At 60.0% G+C, this 15723-nt stretch carries 14 protein-coding genes; 11 read left to right on the plus strand and 3 right to left on the minus strand.

Annotated features, from left to right (window positions below; all coding sequences use genetic code 11):
• The first annotated feature begins 11 nt into the window (after positions 1-11).
• Positions 12-704 (plus strand): M12 family metallopeptidase, encoded by a 693-nt coding sequence (locus ACM6JQ_RS21725; protein ID WP_414894657.1) that lies wholly within the window; start codon positions 12-14, stop codon positions 702-704.
• On the opposite strand, the gene ACM6JQ_RS21730 is transcribed toward ACM6JQ_RS21725, so the two are convergent.
• A complete protein-coding gene (locus ACM6JQ_RS21730) occupies positions 697-2328 on the minus strand; it encodes a Na+/H+ antiporter (protein ID WP_007908861.1) in 1632 nt (543 codons plus the stop codon). The two genes, ACM6JQ_RS21725 and ACM6JQ_RS21730, sit on opposite strands and share 8 nt — an antisense overlap.
• 291 nt (positions 2329-2619) lie before the next feature.
• On the opposite strand from ACM6JQ_RS21730, the gene ACM6JQ_RS21735 reads away from it, so the two are divergent.
• The 4 genes from ACM6JQ_RS21735 to ACM6JQ_RS21750 all read left to right on the plus strand — a co-directional run bounded on the left by ACM6JQ_RS21735 (position 2620) and on the right by ACM6JQ_RS21750 (position 5790).
• A complete protein-coding gene (locus tag ACM6JQ_RS21735) occupies positions 2620-2982 on the plus strand; it encodes an ArsC family reductase (RefSeq protein ID WP_003222107.1) in 363 nt (120 codons plus the stop codon).
• A gap of 33 nt (positions 2983-3015) precedes the next feature.
• Positions 3016-4050 (plus strand): 2,3,4,5-tetrahydropyridine-2,6-dicarboxylate N-succinyltransferase, encoded by a 1035-nt coding sequence (gene dapD, locus ACM6JQ_RS21740; protein WP_007949650.1) that lies wholly within the window; start codon positions 3016-3018, stop codon positions 4048-4050.
• A gap of 133 nt (positions 4051-4183) precedes the next feature.
• Complete coding sequence (locus ACM6JQ_RS21745) at positions 4184-5389, plus strand: aminotransferase class V-fold PLP-dependent enzyme (RefSeq protein ID WP_123374593.1); 1206 nt, start codon at positions 4184-4186, stop codon at positions 5387-5389.
• The gene (locus tag ACM6JQ_RS21750; RefSeq protein ID WP_123374592.1) at positions 5386-5790 is read left to right on the plus strand and encodes a SufE family protein; all 405 of its coding nucleotides are present in this window, start codon (positions 5386-5388) and stop codon (positions 5788-5790) included. The genes ACM6JQ_RS21745 and ACM6JQ_RS21750 overlap by 4 nt, the downstream gene beginning before the upstream one ends.
• Before the next feature lie 115 nt (positions 5791-5905).
• On the opposite strand, the gene tcdA is transcribed toward ACM6JQ_RS21750, so the two are convergent.
• Positions 5906-6724, minus strand: coding sequence for a tRNA cyclic N6-threonylcarbamoyladenosine(37) synthase TcdA (tcdA, locus tag ACM6JQ_RS21755; RefSeq protein ID WP_007908865.1), 819 nt, complete (start codon positions 6722-6724; stop codon positions 5906-5908).
• 214 nt (positions 6725-6938) lie between these two features.
• Between tcdA and ACM6JQ_RS21760 the strand changes: the two genes are divergently transcribed.
• The 4 genes from ACM6JQ_RS21760 to ACM6JQ_RS21775 all read left to right on the plus strand — a co-directional run bounded on the left by ACM6JQ_RS21760 (position 6939) and on the right by ACM6JQ_RS21775 (position 12145).
• Positions 6939-9527: a glycosyltransferase gene (locus tag ACM6JQ_RS21760; RefSeq protein WP_123374591.1), complete on the plus strand. Its 2589-nt coding sequence runs from the start codon at positions 6939-6941 to the stop codon at positions 9525-9527.
• A 204-nt stretch (positions 9528-9731) separates the two neighbouring features.
• Positions 9732-10883, plus strand: coding sequence for a succinyl-diaminopimelate desuccinylase (gene dapE / locus ACM6JQ_RS21765; RefSeq protein WP_007908867.1), 1152 nt, complete (start codon positions 9732-9734; stop codon positions 10881-10883).
• Entirely contained in the window at positions 10883-11692 is an 810-nt protein-coding gene (locus ACM6JQ_RS21770; RefSeq protein ID WP_007908868.1) for a putative RNA methyltransferase, read from the plus strand. The genes dapE and ACM6JQ_RS21770 overlap by 1 nt, the downstream gene beginning before the upstream one ends.
• Positions 11693-11767: 75 nt before the next feature.
• The gene (locus ACM6JQ_RS21775) at positions 11768-12145 is read left to right on the plus strand and encodes a hypothetical protein (protein WP_414894658.1); all 378 of its coding nucleotides are present in this window, start codon (positions 11768-11770) and stop codon (positions 12143-12145) included.
• A 91-nt stretch (positions 12146-12236) separates the two neighbouring features.
• Here ACM6JQ_RS21775 and ACM6JQ_RS21780 read toward each other — a convergent pair whose 3' ends face one another.
• Complete coding sequence (locus ACM6JQ_RS21780) at positions 12237-12446, minus strand: cold-shock protein (RefSeq protein ID WP_007908870.1); 210 nt, start codon at positions 12444-12446, stop codon at positions 12237-12239.
• Between the two features lie 238 nt (positions 12447-12684).
• On the opposite strand from ACM6JQ_RS21780, the gene plsB reads away from it, so the two are divergent.
• Both plsB and ACM6JQ_RS21790 read left to right on the plus strand, forming a co-directional pair.
• Entirely contained in the window at positions 12685-15186 is a 2502-nt protein-coding gene (gene plsB / locus ACM6JQ_RS21785; RefSeq protein WP_095112525.1) for a glycerol-3-phosphate 1-O-acyltransferase PlsB, read from the plus strand.
• A gap of 133 nt (positions 15187-15319) precedes the next feature.
• Complete coding sequence (locus ACM6JQ_RS21790) at positions 15320-15718, plus strand: YbaY family lipoprotein (protein WP_095112527.1); 399 nt, start codon at positions 15320-15322, stop codon at positions 15716-15718.
• Positions 15719-15723 lie beyond the last annotated feature (5 nt).

Below are 15723 nucleotides of genomic sequence, written 5' to 3' on the forward strand. Positions count from 1 at the left end.
GGATATTGATCATGCACCATTGCCCCTTCGTCAAAATGCGCAGTCGCAACTTCACCTCGGGAGAACGTCACAAGCGTTCTATCGTCTGTTCCAACCGGTTATGGGACAACGCCAGTACGGTAACTTTTTCGTTCATGGAGGATTTACCCGATGAATTGGCCTACCGGGTCGAACGGATAATTCGTCAATGGGAGCCCTTTGTCAGCCTGACATTTGCCCAGGTCGAACAAGGCCTGGGACAGATCCGTATCGCCCTGAACGGCGAAGCGAACTGGTCGGAAATCGGCACCGAAGCGTTGGAAGTCGATTCAGAAGAACCTACGCTGGTCATCCAGACTGAACCGCAACACCCGCTGTTTGAAGCCACGCTGCTGCATGAGTTCGGACATGCACTGGGGTTTCATCATGCCCATCTGCATCCCGATGCCAATATTCCATGGGATATAGAAGCTGTGTACAAGTACTTCAGCGAAACTCAGGGCTGGAACCGTGAAGAAATTGAACTGAATATCTTCCGCCTCGACAGTTGCGACATTACTTCCGGAGGAGAATACGACAGCCTTTCCATCTTGCATTATCCGGTACCCAACTTTCTGACCCACGGCAACTTCGAGATTGCCTTCAACCTGAAACTCAGTGAACGGGACAAACGCCTGGCCAAACAAAGTTATCCGGCCATTGATTATCAAGCTCAGGTTATTTGACCTGCCCCAAGTTAGCCTCGCTCAAATCCAGATCGGCCAACACTTCTCGGAGAACGTCATCACCTATCTGATGCTGACGACTGAGACTATAGAGCTCCAGGCGCTGCGCCCTCAGCGCCTTCAAGCGCAGGCGACGCTCAAGCAGATCCATCTGGAACGCCAGGGCCTGCGCTTCGGCGGAATCGTTGAAGACATCCAGTTGATGGCGATACTCGGACATGATCCGCGCCTTCAGCTCGGCTGACAGAGCGGCTTGAGCAGCGTCCTGCGGGGTAGTTTCTTCGGTTTCGAGCGCGTGAATCGCCGCCTCTGCGGTTTTACGCCACGCGTCGCGCACTTCCTGGCGCCGTTTGTCATCCGGACTTTTCTCGATGCCGCGCAACAACAGTGGCAGCGCGATGCACGCCGAAATCAGCGACAGCAAAATCACCCCGGCAGCAATGAAGATCAACAGATCACGCTCGGGAAACGCCTCCGCCCCCATCAACATCGGCACCGACATCACCCCGGCCAGCGTCACCGCACCGCGCACACCGCCGACGGTCAGCAGCCAGCAGGAGCGCGCGGTCGGCACTTGCGTCAGATCACCTTTACCGCGCAAACGCCGCAGCAATACCGATAAACGCCAGATGCTCTGCACCCAGATAAATCGCAACAAAACCAGCGCGAGAAAAATCGCCACAACATCGAGGCAGCGATAGAACAACGTCGGCCACAACGTCGGCTCGTGGCTGACCACGGCTTTGATGATGTCCGGCAATTGCAGGCCGAGCAGGAGGAAAATCAGCCCGTTGAAAGCGAACTCCAGCAGCGACCAGACACTGCGATTAAGCAAGCGAGTGCTGGTCTGTCGTGGCAGCAGATCGAGCCAGCTCTGCATCATCCCCGCCGCCACGGCCGAGAGAATGCCCGACACGCCAAGACGTTCGGCCAATACATAAGCGGCGAACGGCAACAGCAACATGAACACAACGTGCGTCGCGGGATCGTCCCAACCGCGAGCGATCATCCACGCCCGCAAACGCCCGACCAGCCAGCTCAATGCCACACCGACCGCCAGTCCGCCGAGCGCCACCACGACAAAGGTCAGGCTGGCGTTGGTCAGCGAGAACACGCCCGTGATGGCCGCCACCAGGGCGAACTTGAAGGTCACCAGACCCGAGGCATCGTTCATCAGCGCCTCGCCCTGCAATATATGCATCAGCGGGGTCGGCAAGCGATTTTGCGAAATGGCCGACACCGCCACGGCGTCCGTAGGCGACAACACTGCCGCCAGGGCGAAGGCCACGGGCAGCGGAATTGACGGCAATAACCAATGAATGAAGTAGCCGGCGCCGACCACGGTGAACAGCACTAGTCCCACCGCCAGCGTAAGGATCGGCCCGCGCAGGTGCCAGAACTCGCGCTTGGGCATGCGCCAGCCGTCGGAGAACAACAATGGCGGCAGAAACAGAAACAGGAACAATTCGGGATCGAGGGCCACGTGCAGCCCCAGCGTCGGCCAGGCGAGCAAGGCGCCGGCGGCAATCTGGACCAGTGGCAGCGGCAGCGGGATGACCCGTCCGACCAGACGCGAGACGCTGACCAGCATCAGCAGGATGAGGACGGTGTAAGCAGTTTGCATAAAGCGGAAATCTCAGACAATCGACAGCGTTGAACTGCCATATTAGCCGCTTAGGCTGTGTCTGACCGTTGCACCTATGTCGCACGCCCGCAACGCCACCCCAATGTGGGAGCGAGCTTGCTCGCGAATGCCGTGGATCAATCAACACTCAATTGACTGAAGCGGCCCCTTCGCGAGCAGGCTCGCTCCCACAGGTTTTGCAGCGTTACGACAACCGTGGCCGACGAAACCGTTTGGTCATGGCATAATCCGACACCATTTTTCTCCAGCACCTGTAAAGGGGGCGATTCCTTGACCGTTTCAAGTAAAACGTTGCACCTTTTCGGCATCAAAGCCTGCGACACCATGAAGAAGGCGCGCACCTGGCTCGATGAACACGCTGTCAGCTACGACTTTCACGACTACAAGACCGCCGGCATCGACCGTGAGCACCTGACCCAATGGTGTGACGAACATGGCTGGCAAACGGTGTTGAACCGTGCAGGCACGACCTTTCGCAAACTCGACGACGAACGTAAAGCCGATCTCGACCAGTCGAAAGCCATCGAACTGATGCTCGCTCAACCCTCGATGATCAAGCGCCCGGTGCTCGATCTCGGTGACCGAACCCTGATTGGCTTCAAGCCAGATATCTACGCGGCCGCTCTGAAGTAAGCAGCCCGTCACTCTTTGTAGAGGTGTATTTACATGTCCAATTCCCTGTTCAGCATCGCCTTTGGTGTCGGCACTCAGAACCGTCAAGGCGCGTGGCTGGAAGTGTTCTACGCACAGCCACTGCTCAACCCATCGGCCGAACTGGTCGCCGCTGTTGCGCCGATCCTCGGTTATACCGAAGGCAACCAGGCCATTACCTTTACCACCGCTCAGGCTGCGCAACTGGCTGAAGCCGTAAAAGGCATCGACGCCGTGCAAGGCAAGCTGTTGACCCGTCTGGCCGAAAGCCACAAGCCGCTGGTCGCCACCCTGCTGGCAGAAGACTCGCAACTGACCTCGACACCTGAGGCATACCTCAAGCTGCATCTGCTGTCGCACCGTCTGGTCAAGCCGCACGGCGTGAGCCTGGCCGGTATCTTCCCGTTGCTGCCGAACGTTGCCTGGACCAGCCAGGGCGCCATCGACCTGAGCGAACTGGCGGAAATGCAACTGGAAGCGCGTCTGCGCGGCGAGTTGCTGGAAGTATTCTCGGTGGACAAGTTCCCGAAAATGACCGACTACGTGGTTCCGGCTGGCGTGCGTATCGCTGACGCCGCGCGTCTGCGTCTGGGCGCTTACGTCGGTGAAGGCACCACCGTGATGCACGAAGGTTTCATCAACTTCAACGCCGGCACCGAAGGCCCGGGCATGATCGAAGGCCGCGTTTCCGCTGGCGTATTCGTCGGCAAGGGTTCGGACCTGGGCGGCGGTTGCTCGACCATGGGCACCCTGTCGGGCGGCGGTAACATCGTGATCAAGGTCGGCGAAGGCTGCCTGATCGGCGCCAACGCCGGTATCGGTATCCCGTTGGGCGACCGCAACACCGTTGAGTCGGGCCTGTACGTGACGGCCGGCACCAAGGTGGCGCTGCTCGACGAAAACAACAATCTGGTCAAGGTTGTGAAGGCGCGTGAGCTGGCCGGTCAGACTGACCTGCTGTTCCGTCGCAATTCGGAAACCGGTGCTGTGGAGTGCAAAACCCACAAATCGGCGATCGAACTGAACGAAGCGCTGCACGCTCACAACTAAGTGCTTGAATAATCCATTGTAGGAGTGAGCCTGCTCGCGATGCTTTTAGCGCCCTCACGGACGCCATCGCGAGCTGGCTCACTCCTACAGGATTTGGCGTACATCCCGCCCCTCTTCACCAGGGCTAAAAACTGTGATGATTCCCTCCCCGTGGCGTGCCGATTTCCCGGCCATCGCCGCGCTGCAACGGCAAGACCAGACCTATCTGGACAACGCCGCCACCACGCAAAAACCCCAAGCCCTGCTCGACGCATTGACGCATTACTACGCCAACGGCGCGGCCAATGTGCATCGTGCGCAACACCTGCCCGGCGCCCATGCCACGCAGGCGTTCGAGGACAGTCGGCTGAAGGTTGCCCAGTGGCTGAATGCCGGTGACAGCGGGCAGATCATCTTTACCCATGGCGCCACCAGTGCGCTGAACCTCCTGGCGTATGGCCTGGAACATCTTTTCCACCCGGGCGATGAAATTGTCATTAGCGCCCTGGAGCATCACGCCAACCTGCTGCCGTGGCAGCAACTGGCCCAACGGCGAAGTCTCAAACTGGTGATCCTGCCGCTGGATGCCGACGGCCTGATCGACCTTGCTGCCGCTGTGCATTTGATAGGCCCGCGCACGCGATTGCTGGCAGTCAGTCAGTTGTCCAACGTGCTCGGCGCGTGGCAGCCATTGCCGGCGTTGCTGGGCATGGCCAAGGCGCAGAACGCGCTGACCGTGGTCGATGGCGCGCAAGGCGTGGTGCATGGTCGGCATGACGTGCAGGCGCTGGGTTGCGACTTTTATGTATTTTCCAGCCACAAGCTCTATGGGCCTGATGGCCTTGGCGTGCTGTTCGGGCGCAATGCAGCACTTGAGCAGCTGAAGCCCTGGCAGTTCGGCGGCGAAATGGTCCTGGAAGCCAACTATCACGACTCGCGCTTTCGCCCTGCGCCGCTGGGTTTCGAGGCCGGTACGCCGCCGATTGCCAGTGTCATCGGCCTTGGCGCGACGCTGGATTATCTGGCGGGTCTGGATCAGGACGCTGTGTCTGCCCATGAAGCCGCGTTGCATGACTATTTGCTGCATGGACTCGCGGCGCGTAACGGCATTCGTCTGCTCGGCAAGCCGCAATTGGCGCTGGCGAGTTTCGTCGTTGAAGGTGTGCACAACGCTGATTTGGCGCACTTGCTGACTGAGCAAGGCATTGCCGTGCGCGCCGGGCATCATTGCGCGATGCCGCTGCTGAAAAGCTTTGAGCTGGCCGGGGCGATTCGTGTGTCACTGGCGCTGTACAACGATTCGGAAGATCTGGAGCGCTTTTTTGAAGCGCTGGATCAGGCGCTGGAGTTGTTGCGATGAGCTTGCCGCTCGAAGCCGCCGAGGCGCTGCAGACTTTTCAAAACGCGGCCGGCTGGGAACAGCGGGCGCGGTTGTTGATGCAGTTTGGTGATCGTCTGACAGCGCTCAGCGATGCGGACAAGTGCGAGGCTAACCGGGTGCATGGCTGTGAGAGTCAGGTGTGGCTGGTTGGGGAGTTGCGTGACGGTCACTGGCAATTTGCGGCGAGTAGCGATGCGCGGATGATTCGCGGGTTGGTGGCGTTGCTCTTGTTGCGGGTAAATGGCTTGTCGGGCGCTGATCTGAAGCAAATTGATTTGCCGGACTGGTTCAATCAGCTCGGCCTTTCGCGGCAGCTATCGCCATCGCGCAGCAATGGCCTCAATGCAGTGCTCCAGCGAATGAATGAGTTGGCTGGTTAATCGCCATCGCTGGCAAGCCAGCTCCCACAGGGTTCTATGGTGTTCATAGATGCAGTGAACTTACCCAATACCTGTGGGAGCTGGCTTGCCAGCGATGAGGGCATAAGCCCCAGCATCAAGCCTGAGGTTTAACTCGGTCAGCCGGACGCCGAACCCCCGCAACAATCTTGTCCACAGCCTTGGTCGCCGCGACCATGCCAAACGTCGCCGTGACCATCATCACCGCGCCAAATCCACCCGCGCAGTCCAGCTTCACACCGTCGCCGACAAAGCTCTTCTGCAAACAAATGCTGCCATCCGGCTTCGGATAACGCAGTTGCTCCGTGGAAAACACACACGGCACGCTGTAATGCCGAGTCACGGTGCGCGAAAAACCATAATCGCGACGCAACGTCGAGCGCACTTTCGAGGCCAACGGGTCGTTGAACGTACGGTTGAGATCACACACCTGAATCAGCGTCGGATCGATCTGCCCGCCCGCGCCGCCCGTGGTAATGATCTGGATCTTGCGGCGCTTGCACCAGGCGATCAGCGCAGCCTTGGCGTTGACCGCGTCGATGCAGTCAATCACGCAGTCGATATTCGGCGTGATGTATTCAGCCATGGTCTCGCGGGTGACGAAATCCGCCACGGCGTGCACGGTGCAATCCGGGTTGATCCCGCGCAGGCGCTCGGCCATCACCTCGACCTTGGGTTTGCCGACGGTGCTGTCCAGCGCGTGCAACTGACGGTTGGCGTTGCTGACGCAGACGTCATCGAGATCGAACAGCGAAATCTCACCGACACCACAACGGGCCATGGCTTCCGCCGCCCAGGAACCGACGCCACCGACGCCGACGATCGCCACATGGGCCGCGCGCAAACGCGCCAGGCCTTCGATGCCATACAAACGGGCGATGCCTGCAAACCGCGGATCTTCTGTACTCATGACCATTACCCCAAAAACCGGCGCGCATTATAGGGCTACACAGCGACAAGTTTTAAGCTTCGCGCTACAAGTGTAAGAACTTAAGTCAAAGTCGGCTGCCCAATGTCGGGCATTTCCCTGTCTGATGTACGACTTGTGAACTGCCGGTGTAGGATGCGCGCCCCTCGGGCGTCTAGCCGACCGATCCTTCGTTCCACAGCCTTTGGAACCCGAAATAGCTATGTCATCGCGTAAATTTGGACTCAACCTGGTGGTGGTTCTGGCAATCGCCGCCCTGTTCACCGGTTTCTGGGCGCTGATCAATCGCCCGGTTTCGGCGCCGAACTGGCCGGAGCAGATCTCCGGTTTCTCCTACTCGCCGTTCCAGCAGGGACAATATCCGCAGAAGGATCAGTATCCGACTGACGACGAAATGCGCCGCGATCTGGAGATCATGAGCAAGCTGACGGATAACATCCGCATCTACTCGGTGGACGGCTCGCTGGGAGACATCCCGAAACTGGCTGAAGAGTTCGGCCTTCGGGTCACCCTCGGCATCTGGATCAGTCCGGATCAGGAACGCAACGAACGGGAAATCACCAAAGCCATCGAACTGGCCAATACGTCACGCAGCGTGGTTCGCGTTGTCGTGGGTAACGAAGCGCTATTTCGTGAAGAAATCACCCCAGAGGCATTGATCGTTCTTCTCGATCGCGTGCGTGCAGCCGTGAAAGTACCGGTCACCACGTCCGAGCAATGGCACATCTGGGAGAAATACCCACAACTGGCCAAGCACGTTGACCTGATTGCCGCGCACGTTCTGCCGTACTGGGAATTCATCCCCGTCGACAAGGCCGGGCAGTTCGTTTTCGACCGCGCCCGCGACCTGAAAAAGCTGTTCCCGAAAAAACCGCTGCTGCTCTCCGAGGTCGGCTGGCCGAGCAACGGTCGCATGCGCGGTGGCGCCGATGCGTCGCCGGCAGATCAAGCGATCTACCTGCGCACCCTGGTCAACAAGCTCAATCGCCAGGGCTTCAACTACTTCGTGATCGAAGCGTTCGACCAACCGTGGAAGGCCAGCGACGAAGGTTCGGTCGGCGCCTACTGGGGCGTGTTCAACGCCGCGCGTCAGCAGAAATTCAACTTCGAAGGCCCGGTCGTGGCGATCCCGCAATGGCGCGTGCTGGCAATCGGTTCGGTGGTGCTGGCGCTGTTGTCGCTGACCTTGCTGATGATCGACGGCTCGGCCCTGCGTCAACGTGGGCGGATCTTCCTGACCTTTATCGCGTTTCTTTGCGGTTCGGTATTGGTGTGGATCGGTTACGACTACAGCCTGCAATACAGCACATGGTTCAGTTTGACGGTCGGATTCCTCTTGGCGCTCGGCGCGCTCGGGGTGTTTATCGTCTTGCTGACGGAGGCGCATGAGCTGGCCGAAGCGGTGTGGATTCACAAGCGTCGGCGCGAGTTCCTGCCGGTCGAGGGCGATTCCAGCTATCGGCCGAAAGTTTCGATCCACGTGCCGTGCTACAACGAGCCGCCGGAGATGGTCAAACAGACCCTCGACGCCCTCGCCGCCCTCGATTATCCGGACTACGAAGTCCTGATCATCGACAACAACACCAAGGATCCGGCGGTGTGGGAACCGGTGCGCGACTACTGCGCAACCCTCGGCCCGCGCTTCAAGTTCTTCCACGTCTCGCCCCTGGCCGGTTTCAAGGGCGGCGCGCTGAACTACCTGATCCCGCACACCGCCAAAGATGCCGAAGTGATCGCCGTGATCGACTCCGATTACTGCGTGCACCCGAACTGGCTCAAGCACATGGTGCCGCACTTCGCCGACCCGAAAATCGCTGTGGTGCAGTCGCCGCAGGATTATCGCGACCAGAACGAAAGCACCTTCAAGAAGCTTTGCTACGCCGAATACAAAGGCTTCTTCCACATCGGCATGGTTACTCGTAACGACCGTGACGCGATCATTCAGCACGGCACCATGACCATGACCCGGCGTTCGGTTCTGGAAGAATTGGGCTGGGCCGACTGGTGCATCTGTGAAGACGCCGAACTCGGTCTGCGCGTGTTCGAGAAAGGCCTGTCGGCGGCGTATTACCACGACAGCTACGGCAAGGGGCTGATGCCGGATACGTTTATCGACTTCAAGAAGCAGCGTTTCCGTTGGGCCTACGGTGCGATCCAGATTATCAAGCGTCACACCCGCAGCCTGCTGCGCGGCAAGGACACTGAGCTGACGCGTGGCCAGCGTTACCACTTCCTCGCGGGCTGGTTGCCGTGGGTCGCGGATGGCATGAACATCTTCTTCACCGTCGGCGCACTGTTGTGGTCGGCGGCGATGATCATCGTGCCGCAACGAGTCGATCCGCCGCTGCTGATCTTCGCGATTCCGCCTCTGGCTCTGTTCGTGTTCAAGGTCGGCAAGATCATCTTCCTCTACCGTCGCGCCGTTGGCGTGAACCTGAAAGATGCATTCTGCGCGGCGCTGGCCGGGCTGGCGTTGTCGCACACCATCGCCAAAGCGGTGCTGTACGGCTTCTTCACCAGCAGCATTCCGTTCTTCCGCACGCCGAAAAACGCCGACAACCATGGCTTCTGGGTGGCGATTTCCGAGGCGCGGGAAGAGCTGTTCATCATGCTGCTGTTGTGGGGCGCGGCGCTGGGGATCTTCTTGGTCAACGGCATGCCGAGCAACGACATGCGCTTCTGGGTGGTGATGTTGCTGGTGCAGTCGCTGCCGTATCTGGCGGCGCTGATCATGGCGTTCCTGTCGTCGCTGCCGAAACCTGCGGCCAAGCCTGAGCCGGCAGCTGCATAATCGGTAACGGATAACGTCAAACGGCGGCCTTCGGGCCGCCGTTTTGCTTTAGAATGACCGCCTTTTTCAATGCCAACAAACTCGGTAGGAGCTGCCGAAGGCTGCGATCTTTTGATCTTGCTGTTGATTTTAAAAAACAAAATCAAAAGATCGCAGCCTTCGGCAGCTCCTACAGGTTTACCGTGCGCACCCGGAGTTATTTACATGACGGCCCACGCCGACCTTTCGCCGACCCTCCAACTCGCCATCGACCTGATCCGCCGTCCGTCCGTGACGCCGGTCGACGCCGATTGCCAGAAGCAGATGATGCAGCGCCTGGGCGATGCCGGTTTCACTCTCGAGCCGATGCGCATCGAAGATGTGGATAACTTCTGGGCGACCCACGGCAGCAACGACGGCCCGGTGCTGTGCTTCGCTGGCCACACCGATGTGGTGCCGACCGGTCCGGTGACCGCGTGGCAGATCGACCCGTTCAACGCGGTGATCGACGAACACGGCATGCTCTGCGGCCGTGGCGCGGCAGACATGAAAGGCAGCCTGGCGTCGATGACCGTTGCCGCCGAGCGCTTTGTCGCCGACTACCCGAACCACAAGGGCAAGGTCGCGTTCCTGATCACCAGCGACGAAGAAGGCCCGGCACACCACGGCACTAAGGCTGTGGTCGAGCGTCTGGCGGCACGCAACGAGCGTCTGGACTGGTGCATCGTCGGCGAACCGTCGAGCACCACCCTGGTCGGCGACGTGGTTAAGAACGGCCGTCGCGGCTCGCTGGGCGCCAAGCTCACGGTCAAAGGCATTCAGGGTCACGTCGCCTATCCGCATCTGGCCAAGAACCCGATCCACCTCGCCGCTCCGGCGCTGGCCGAACTGGCCGCCGAGCATTGGGATCACGGCAACGATTTCTTCCCGCCGACCAGTTTCCAGATCTCCAACGTCAATTCCGGCACCGGCGCGACCAACGTGATTCCAGGTGATCTGGTGGCGGTGTTCAACTTCCGTTTCTCCACCGAATCGACCGTTGAAGGCCTGCAGAAGCGTGTGGCCGATATTCTCGACAAGCACGATCTGGACTGGCACATCGACTGGGCGCTGTCCGGCCTGCCGTTCCTCACCGAACCGGGCGCACTGCTCGATGCGGTGTCCGCGAGCATCAAGGACATCACCGGTCGCGAGACCAAAGCGTCCACCAGCGGCGGTACTTCCGATGGCCGCTTCATTGCGACCATGGGCACGCAGGTGGTTGAACTGGGGCCGGTCAACGCGACCATTCACCAGGTCAACGAACGCGTGCTGGCAGCCGATCTCGACGTACTGACCGAGATCTACTACCAGACCCTGATCAAGTTGCTCGCCTGATGCTTGCTTGCCCCATTTGCAGTGAACCGCTGAATACAGTGGACAACGGCGTGGTCTGCCCCGCCGGCCACCGCTTCGACCGCGCGCGGCAGGGTTATCTGAACCTGCTGCCGGTGCAACACAAGAACAGCCGCGACCCTGGTGACAACCAGGCCATGGTCGAGGCGCGCCGTGACTTCCTGAACGCCGGCCATTACGCGCCGGTGGCCAAGCGTCTGGCCGAACTGGCAGCGAGTTATGCGCCAGATCGCTGGGTCGACATCGGTTGTGGCGAGGGGTATTACACCGCGCAAATCGCCGAGGCCTTGCCGAACGCTGATGGCTACGCACTGGATATTTCCCGTGAAGCGGTCAAACGCGCCTGCAAACGTAATCCGGCGATTAGCTGGTTGATCGCCAGCATGGCCCGCGTGCCGTTGGCGTCGGGCAGTTGCCAGTTTCTCGCCAGTGTTTTCAGTCCGCTGGACTGGGAAGAAGCCAAGCGCCTGCTCAGTGTCGGCGGCGGTCTGATGAAAGTCGGCCCGACCAGCGGCCACCTGATGGAATTGCGCGAACGCCTGTACGACGAAGTGCGCGAATACACCGACGACAAGCACCTGGCCCTGGTGCCGGAAGGCATGGCGCTGGCGCACAGTGAAACCCTGGAATTCAAACTGACACTGGACAAGCCCGAGGATCGCGCCAACCTGTTGGCGATGACACCCCACGGCTGGCGCGCCAGTGCCGAGCGTCGCGCGGCGGTGATCGAACAGGCCGAGCCGTTCGAGACCACCGTGTCGATGCGCTACGATTATTTCGTTCTTCAATAACTATTGGTCTCGGGCGATTGCCCGGGGCCGGCTAAATCCGCGAATGGATTTTTCAGACCCGCAGTGAGGACATCCATGCGCCAACCGGATATCGAGATTTACCTGAAAGACGCCGACGTCGACCACAAGGTCATTTCGGCCTGGCTGGGCGCCGCGTTGGGCCCTTGCAGTGACTGGGTACAGAAAGGCCAGACCTACAAGTGCAAGGCCGGCAACGTGCCGGTGACCTGGCTACCGAAAGCGGTGGGCAAATGGAACAGCCTGTACCTGGAAAGCGACCAGACGCCGTGGGACGACGACATCGCCTGCGCCCGCGCCGCATTCGCTGCGCTGAACGTGGAAGTGCGTTGCGCACCGGGCACGTGGGTTGAAGAAGAAGGCGAGGAAACGGCGGATCGCTGGATGCGCATCAGCGCCGATGGTGAAGAAGAAATCACCTGGAAAACTGCCTAAAAGCAAAAGATCGCAGCCTTCGGCAGCTCCTACAGGGTCATGTGTACACCCGTAGGAGCTGCCGAAGGCTGCGATCTTTTGATCTTCAAGGTTACAGGCCTACAACATCCTCAGCCTGCAAACCCTTCTCGCCAGTAATCACCGCGTATTCGACCTGCTGGCCTTCAGTCAGCGACCGATGCCCTTCGCCGCGAATCGCGCGGTAGTGCACGAACACGTCCACCCCGTCTTCGCGCTGGATAAAGCCGTAGCCTTTGGCGTCGTTGAACCACTTCACGTTGCCGGTTTCACGGGTTGCCATCTGTTCATACTCCTTTCTTATTATTGAACAGGCTTTTCGCAGGAAAGCCTTTGCGGAACGTCAGCCTGCGTCCGACGTCCATAAGAGGGCCCCGGCGACAGACCGCCGAGTATATGACAGGTGCGAAAACTCTCAACAGGAGATTACTTCGCCGCTTTTTTGCCGATTTTCGGTGAATACGGCAAACTGTCGACCTCCCGAGCAACCGCTCGGTTTTATTCACTCACGCAGAAGCCGTATGACCCGTTCCCCGTTCCGCCGTCTTGTGTTTGGCACCCTGCGCCGACTGTTGTACCTCTGGGTTCGCTCGGAGACGATCAACCAGTCGTCGTTCACCCTCAACCTCGACCGCAGTCGTCCGGTGTTCTACGTCCTGCAAAACCCTTCGCTGACTGATCTGGCCGTGCTCGACACCGAGTGCACCAAGGCCGGTCTGCCGCGTCCGGTACTGCCGGTGTCGGTGGGTTCGCTGATCGAACCGGCGGCGTTTTTCTACCTGACGCCGGACCCAGACTGGCTCGGCCGCCAGGACAAACGCGGTGCGCCGCCGACCCTGACCCGTCTGGTCAGCGCCCTCACCCAGAACGCTGCCGAAGACGCGCAGATCATCCCGGTCAGCGTGTTCTGGGGTCAGTCGCCGGACAGCGAAAACAGTCCGTGGAAACTGCTGTTTGCTGACAGCTGGGCCGTTACCGGGCGCCTGCGTCGGCTGCTGAGCATCATCGTCCTCGGCCGCAAGACCCGCGTGCAGTTCTCCGCGCCGATCCATCTGCGCGAATTGATCGAGCACAACAAGGGCCACGAACGCACCGTGCGCATGGCCCAGCGCATTCTGCGTGTGCACTTCCGCAACCTGAAAGCAGCGGTCATCGGCCCGGACATTTCCCACCGCCGTAACCTGGTCAAAGGTCTGCTCAACCAGCCATTGGTCAAGCAAGCGATCCTCGACGAAGCCGAGCGCGAAAACATCTCCCCGGAGAAAGCCAAGGCTCAGGCCTTGCGCTACGGCAACGAGATCGCCTCGGATTACACCTACACCGCGATCCGCTTTTTGGAAGTGGTGCTGAGCTGGTTCTGGAACAAGATCTACGACGGCATCAAGGTCAACCACATCGAAGGTGTGCAGAAGGTCGCCCAGGGTCACGAAGTGATCTACGTGCCGTGCCACCGCAGCCACATCGACTACCTGCTGCTCTCCTACCTGCTGTTCCGCAACGGCCTGACCCCGCCGCACATCGCCGCCGGGATCAACTTGAACATGCCGGTGATCGGCAGCCTGCTGCGCCGTGGCGGCGCGTTCTTCATGCGCCGCACGTTCAAGGGCAATCCGCTGTACACCTCGGTGTTCAACGAATACCTGCACACGCTGTTCACCAAAGGCTTCCCGGTCGAGTACTTCGTCGAGGGCGGCCGCTCGCGCACCGGGCGCATGTTGCAACCGAAGACCGGGATGCTCGCGATTACGATGCGCAGCTTCCTGCGTTCGTCGCGGATGCCGATCGTGTTTGTGCCGGTGTACATCGGTTATGAGCGCGTGCTTGAGGGGCGTACCTATCTGGGCGAACTGCGCGGCGCGAGCAAGAAAAAAGAATCGATCTTCGACATTTTCAAAGTCATCGGCGCGCTCAAGCAGCGTTTCGGTCAGGTCGCGGTGAACTTCGGTGAGCCGATCAAACTCGCAGAATTCCTCGACGCCGAGCAACCGGACTGGCGCCAGCAGGAACTCGGCCCGCAGTACAAGCCGGCGTGGCTCAACGAAACCACCAATCGCCTCGGCGAAAAAGTCGCACAGCATTTGAACGAAGCGGCGGCGATCAACCCGGTCAATCTGGTGGCGCTGGCGCTGCTGTCGACTACACGTCTGGCGCTGGATGATCGCGCCATGGCGCGGGTGCTGGATCTGTATCTGGCGCTGCTGCGCAAAGTCCCGTACTCGCCGCACACCACACTGCCGGAAGGCGACGGCCGGGCGTTGATCGAGCATGTGAAGGACATGGACCTGCTCGCCGAGCAGAACGATGCGCTGGGCAAGATTCTCTATCTGGACGAGCAGAACGCCGTCCTGATGACCTACTACCGCAACAACGTGCTGCACATCTTCGCGCTGCCGGCGCTGCTGGCGAGTTTCTTCCAGAGCGCCTCGCGCATGAGCCGCGAACAGATCCTGCGCTACACCCGCGCGCTGTATCCGTACCTGCAATCGGAACTGTTCATTCGCTGGACGCTGGACGAACTGGACGGTGTGGTCGATCAGTGGCTGGAAGCGTTCGTCGAGCAAGGCCTGCTGCGTTTCGAGAAAGATGTGTACCTGCGTCCGGCGCCAAGTTCGCGACATTTCGTCCTGCTGACGCTGCTGTCGAAGAGCATCGCCCAGACCTTGCAGCGCTTCTACATGACCGTGTCGTTGCTGCTCAACAGCGGCCAGAACAGCATCAGCGCCGAAGAGCTGGAAGACCTCTGCACGGTCATGGCCCAGCGCCTGTCGATCCTCCACGGCCTCAACGCCCCGGAGTTCTTCGACAAGAGCCTGTTCCGCCACTTCATCCAGACCCTGCTCGACCTCGACGTGCTGCGTCGCGACGAGGCCGGCAAACTGAGTTACCACGAACTGCTCGGCGAACTCGCCGAAGGTGCGGCCAAACGCGTGTTGCCGGCGGAGATTCGTTTGTCGATCCGTCAAGTCGCGCTGCATCGCAGTGAAGACGCTGCCGATCAGGTCGTCGCCCAACCCGAGACCTGATGTAAACCTGGTGGGAGTGACGGTGCGACGATTCGACTTGCTCGCGAAGACGGCGTGTCAGACAACTGAAATGTTGAATGCTAAACCGCCCTCGCGAGCAAGCTCGCTCCCACATTGAAAAGGAGAACTTCCGATGCAAAAACTCACCCTGCTCGCCGCTGCCACACTGCTGAGCGCCTGCCAATCGACCACCCCCGCTGGCAAAGTCGGCCTCGACGGTGAAGTGTTCTACCTGCAGCGCATCGCTCTGCCACCGAGCGCGACCCTAAGCGTCAGCCTGCAAGACGTTTCATTGGCCGACGCGCCAGCCGTCGTATTGGACGAGCAAAAAGGCCAGGTCAAAGGCCAGGTGCCGCTGCCTTTCCACCTGAGCTACGACCCGGCGCAGGTCAAACCCGGCCATCGCTATTCGGTCAGCGCGCGCATCGAAGTCAATGGTGAGCTGATGTTCATCACCACCGAAAACCATGCCGTGCAACTCGACGGTAACGACCCGCAGCCGCTGAAAATCCGCGTCGACGCCGTTCGTTAATTCAT

This window comes from Pseudomonas sp. IT-232MI5, assembly GCF_949767845.1.
Classification (GTDB): domain Bacteria; phylum Pseudomonadota; class Gammaproteobacteria; order Pseudomonadales; family Pseudomonadaceae; genus Aquipseudomonas.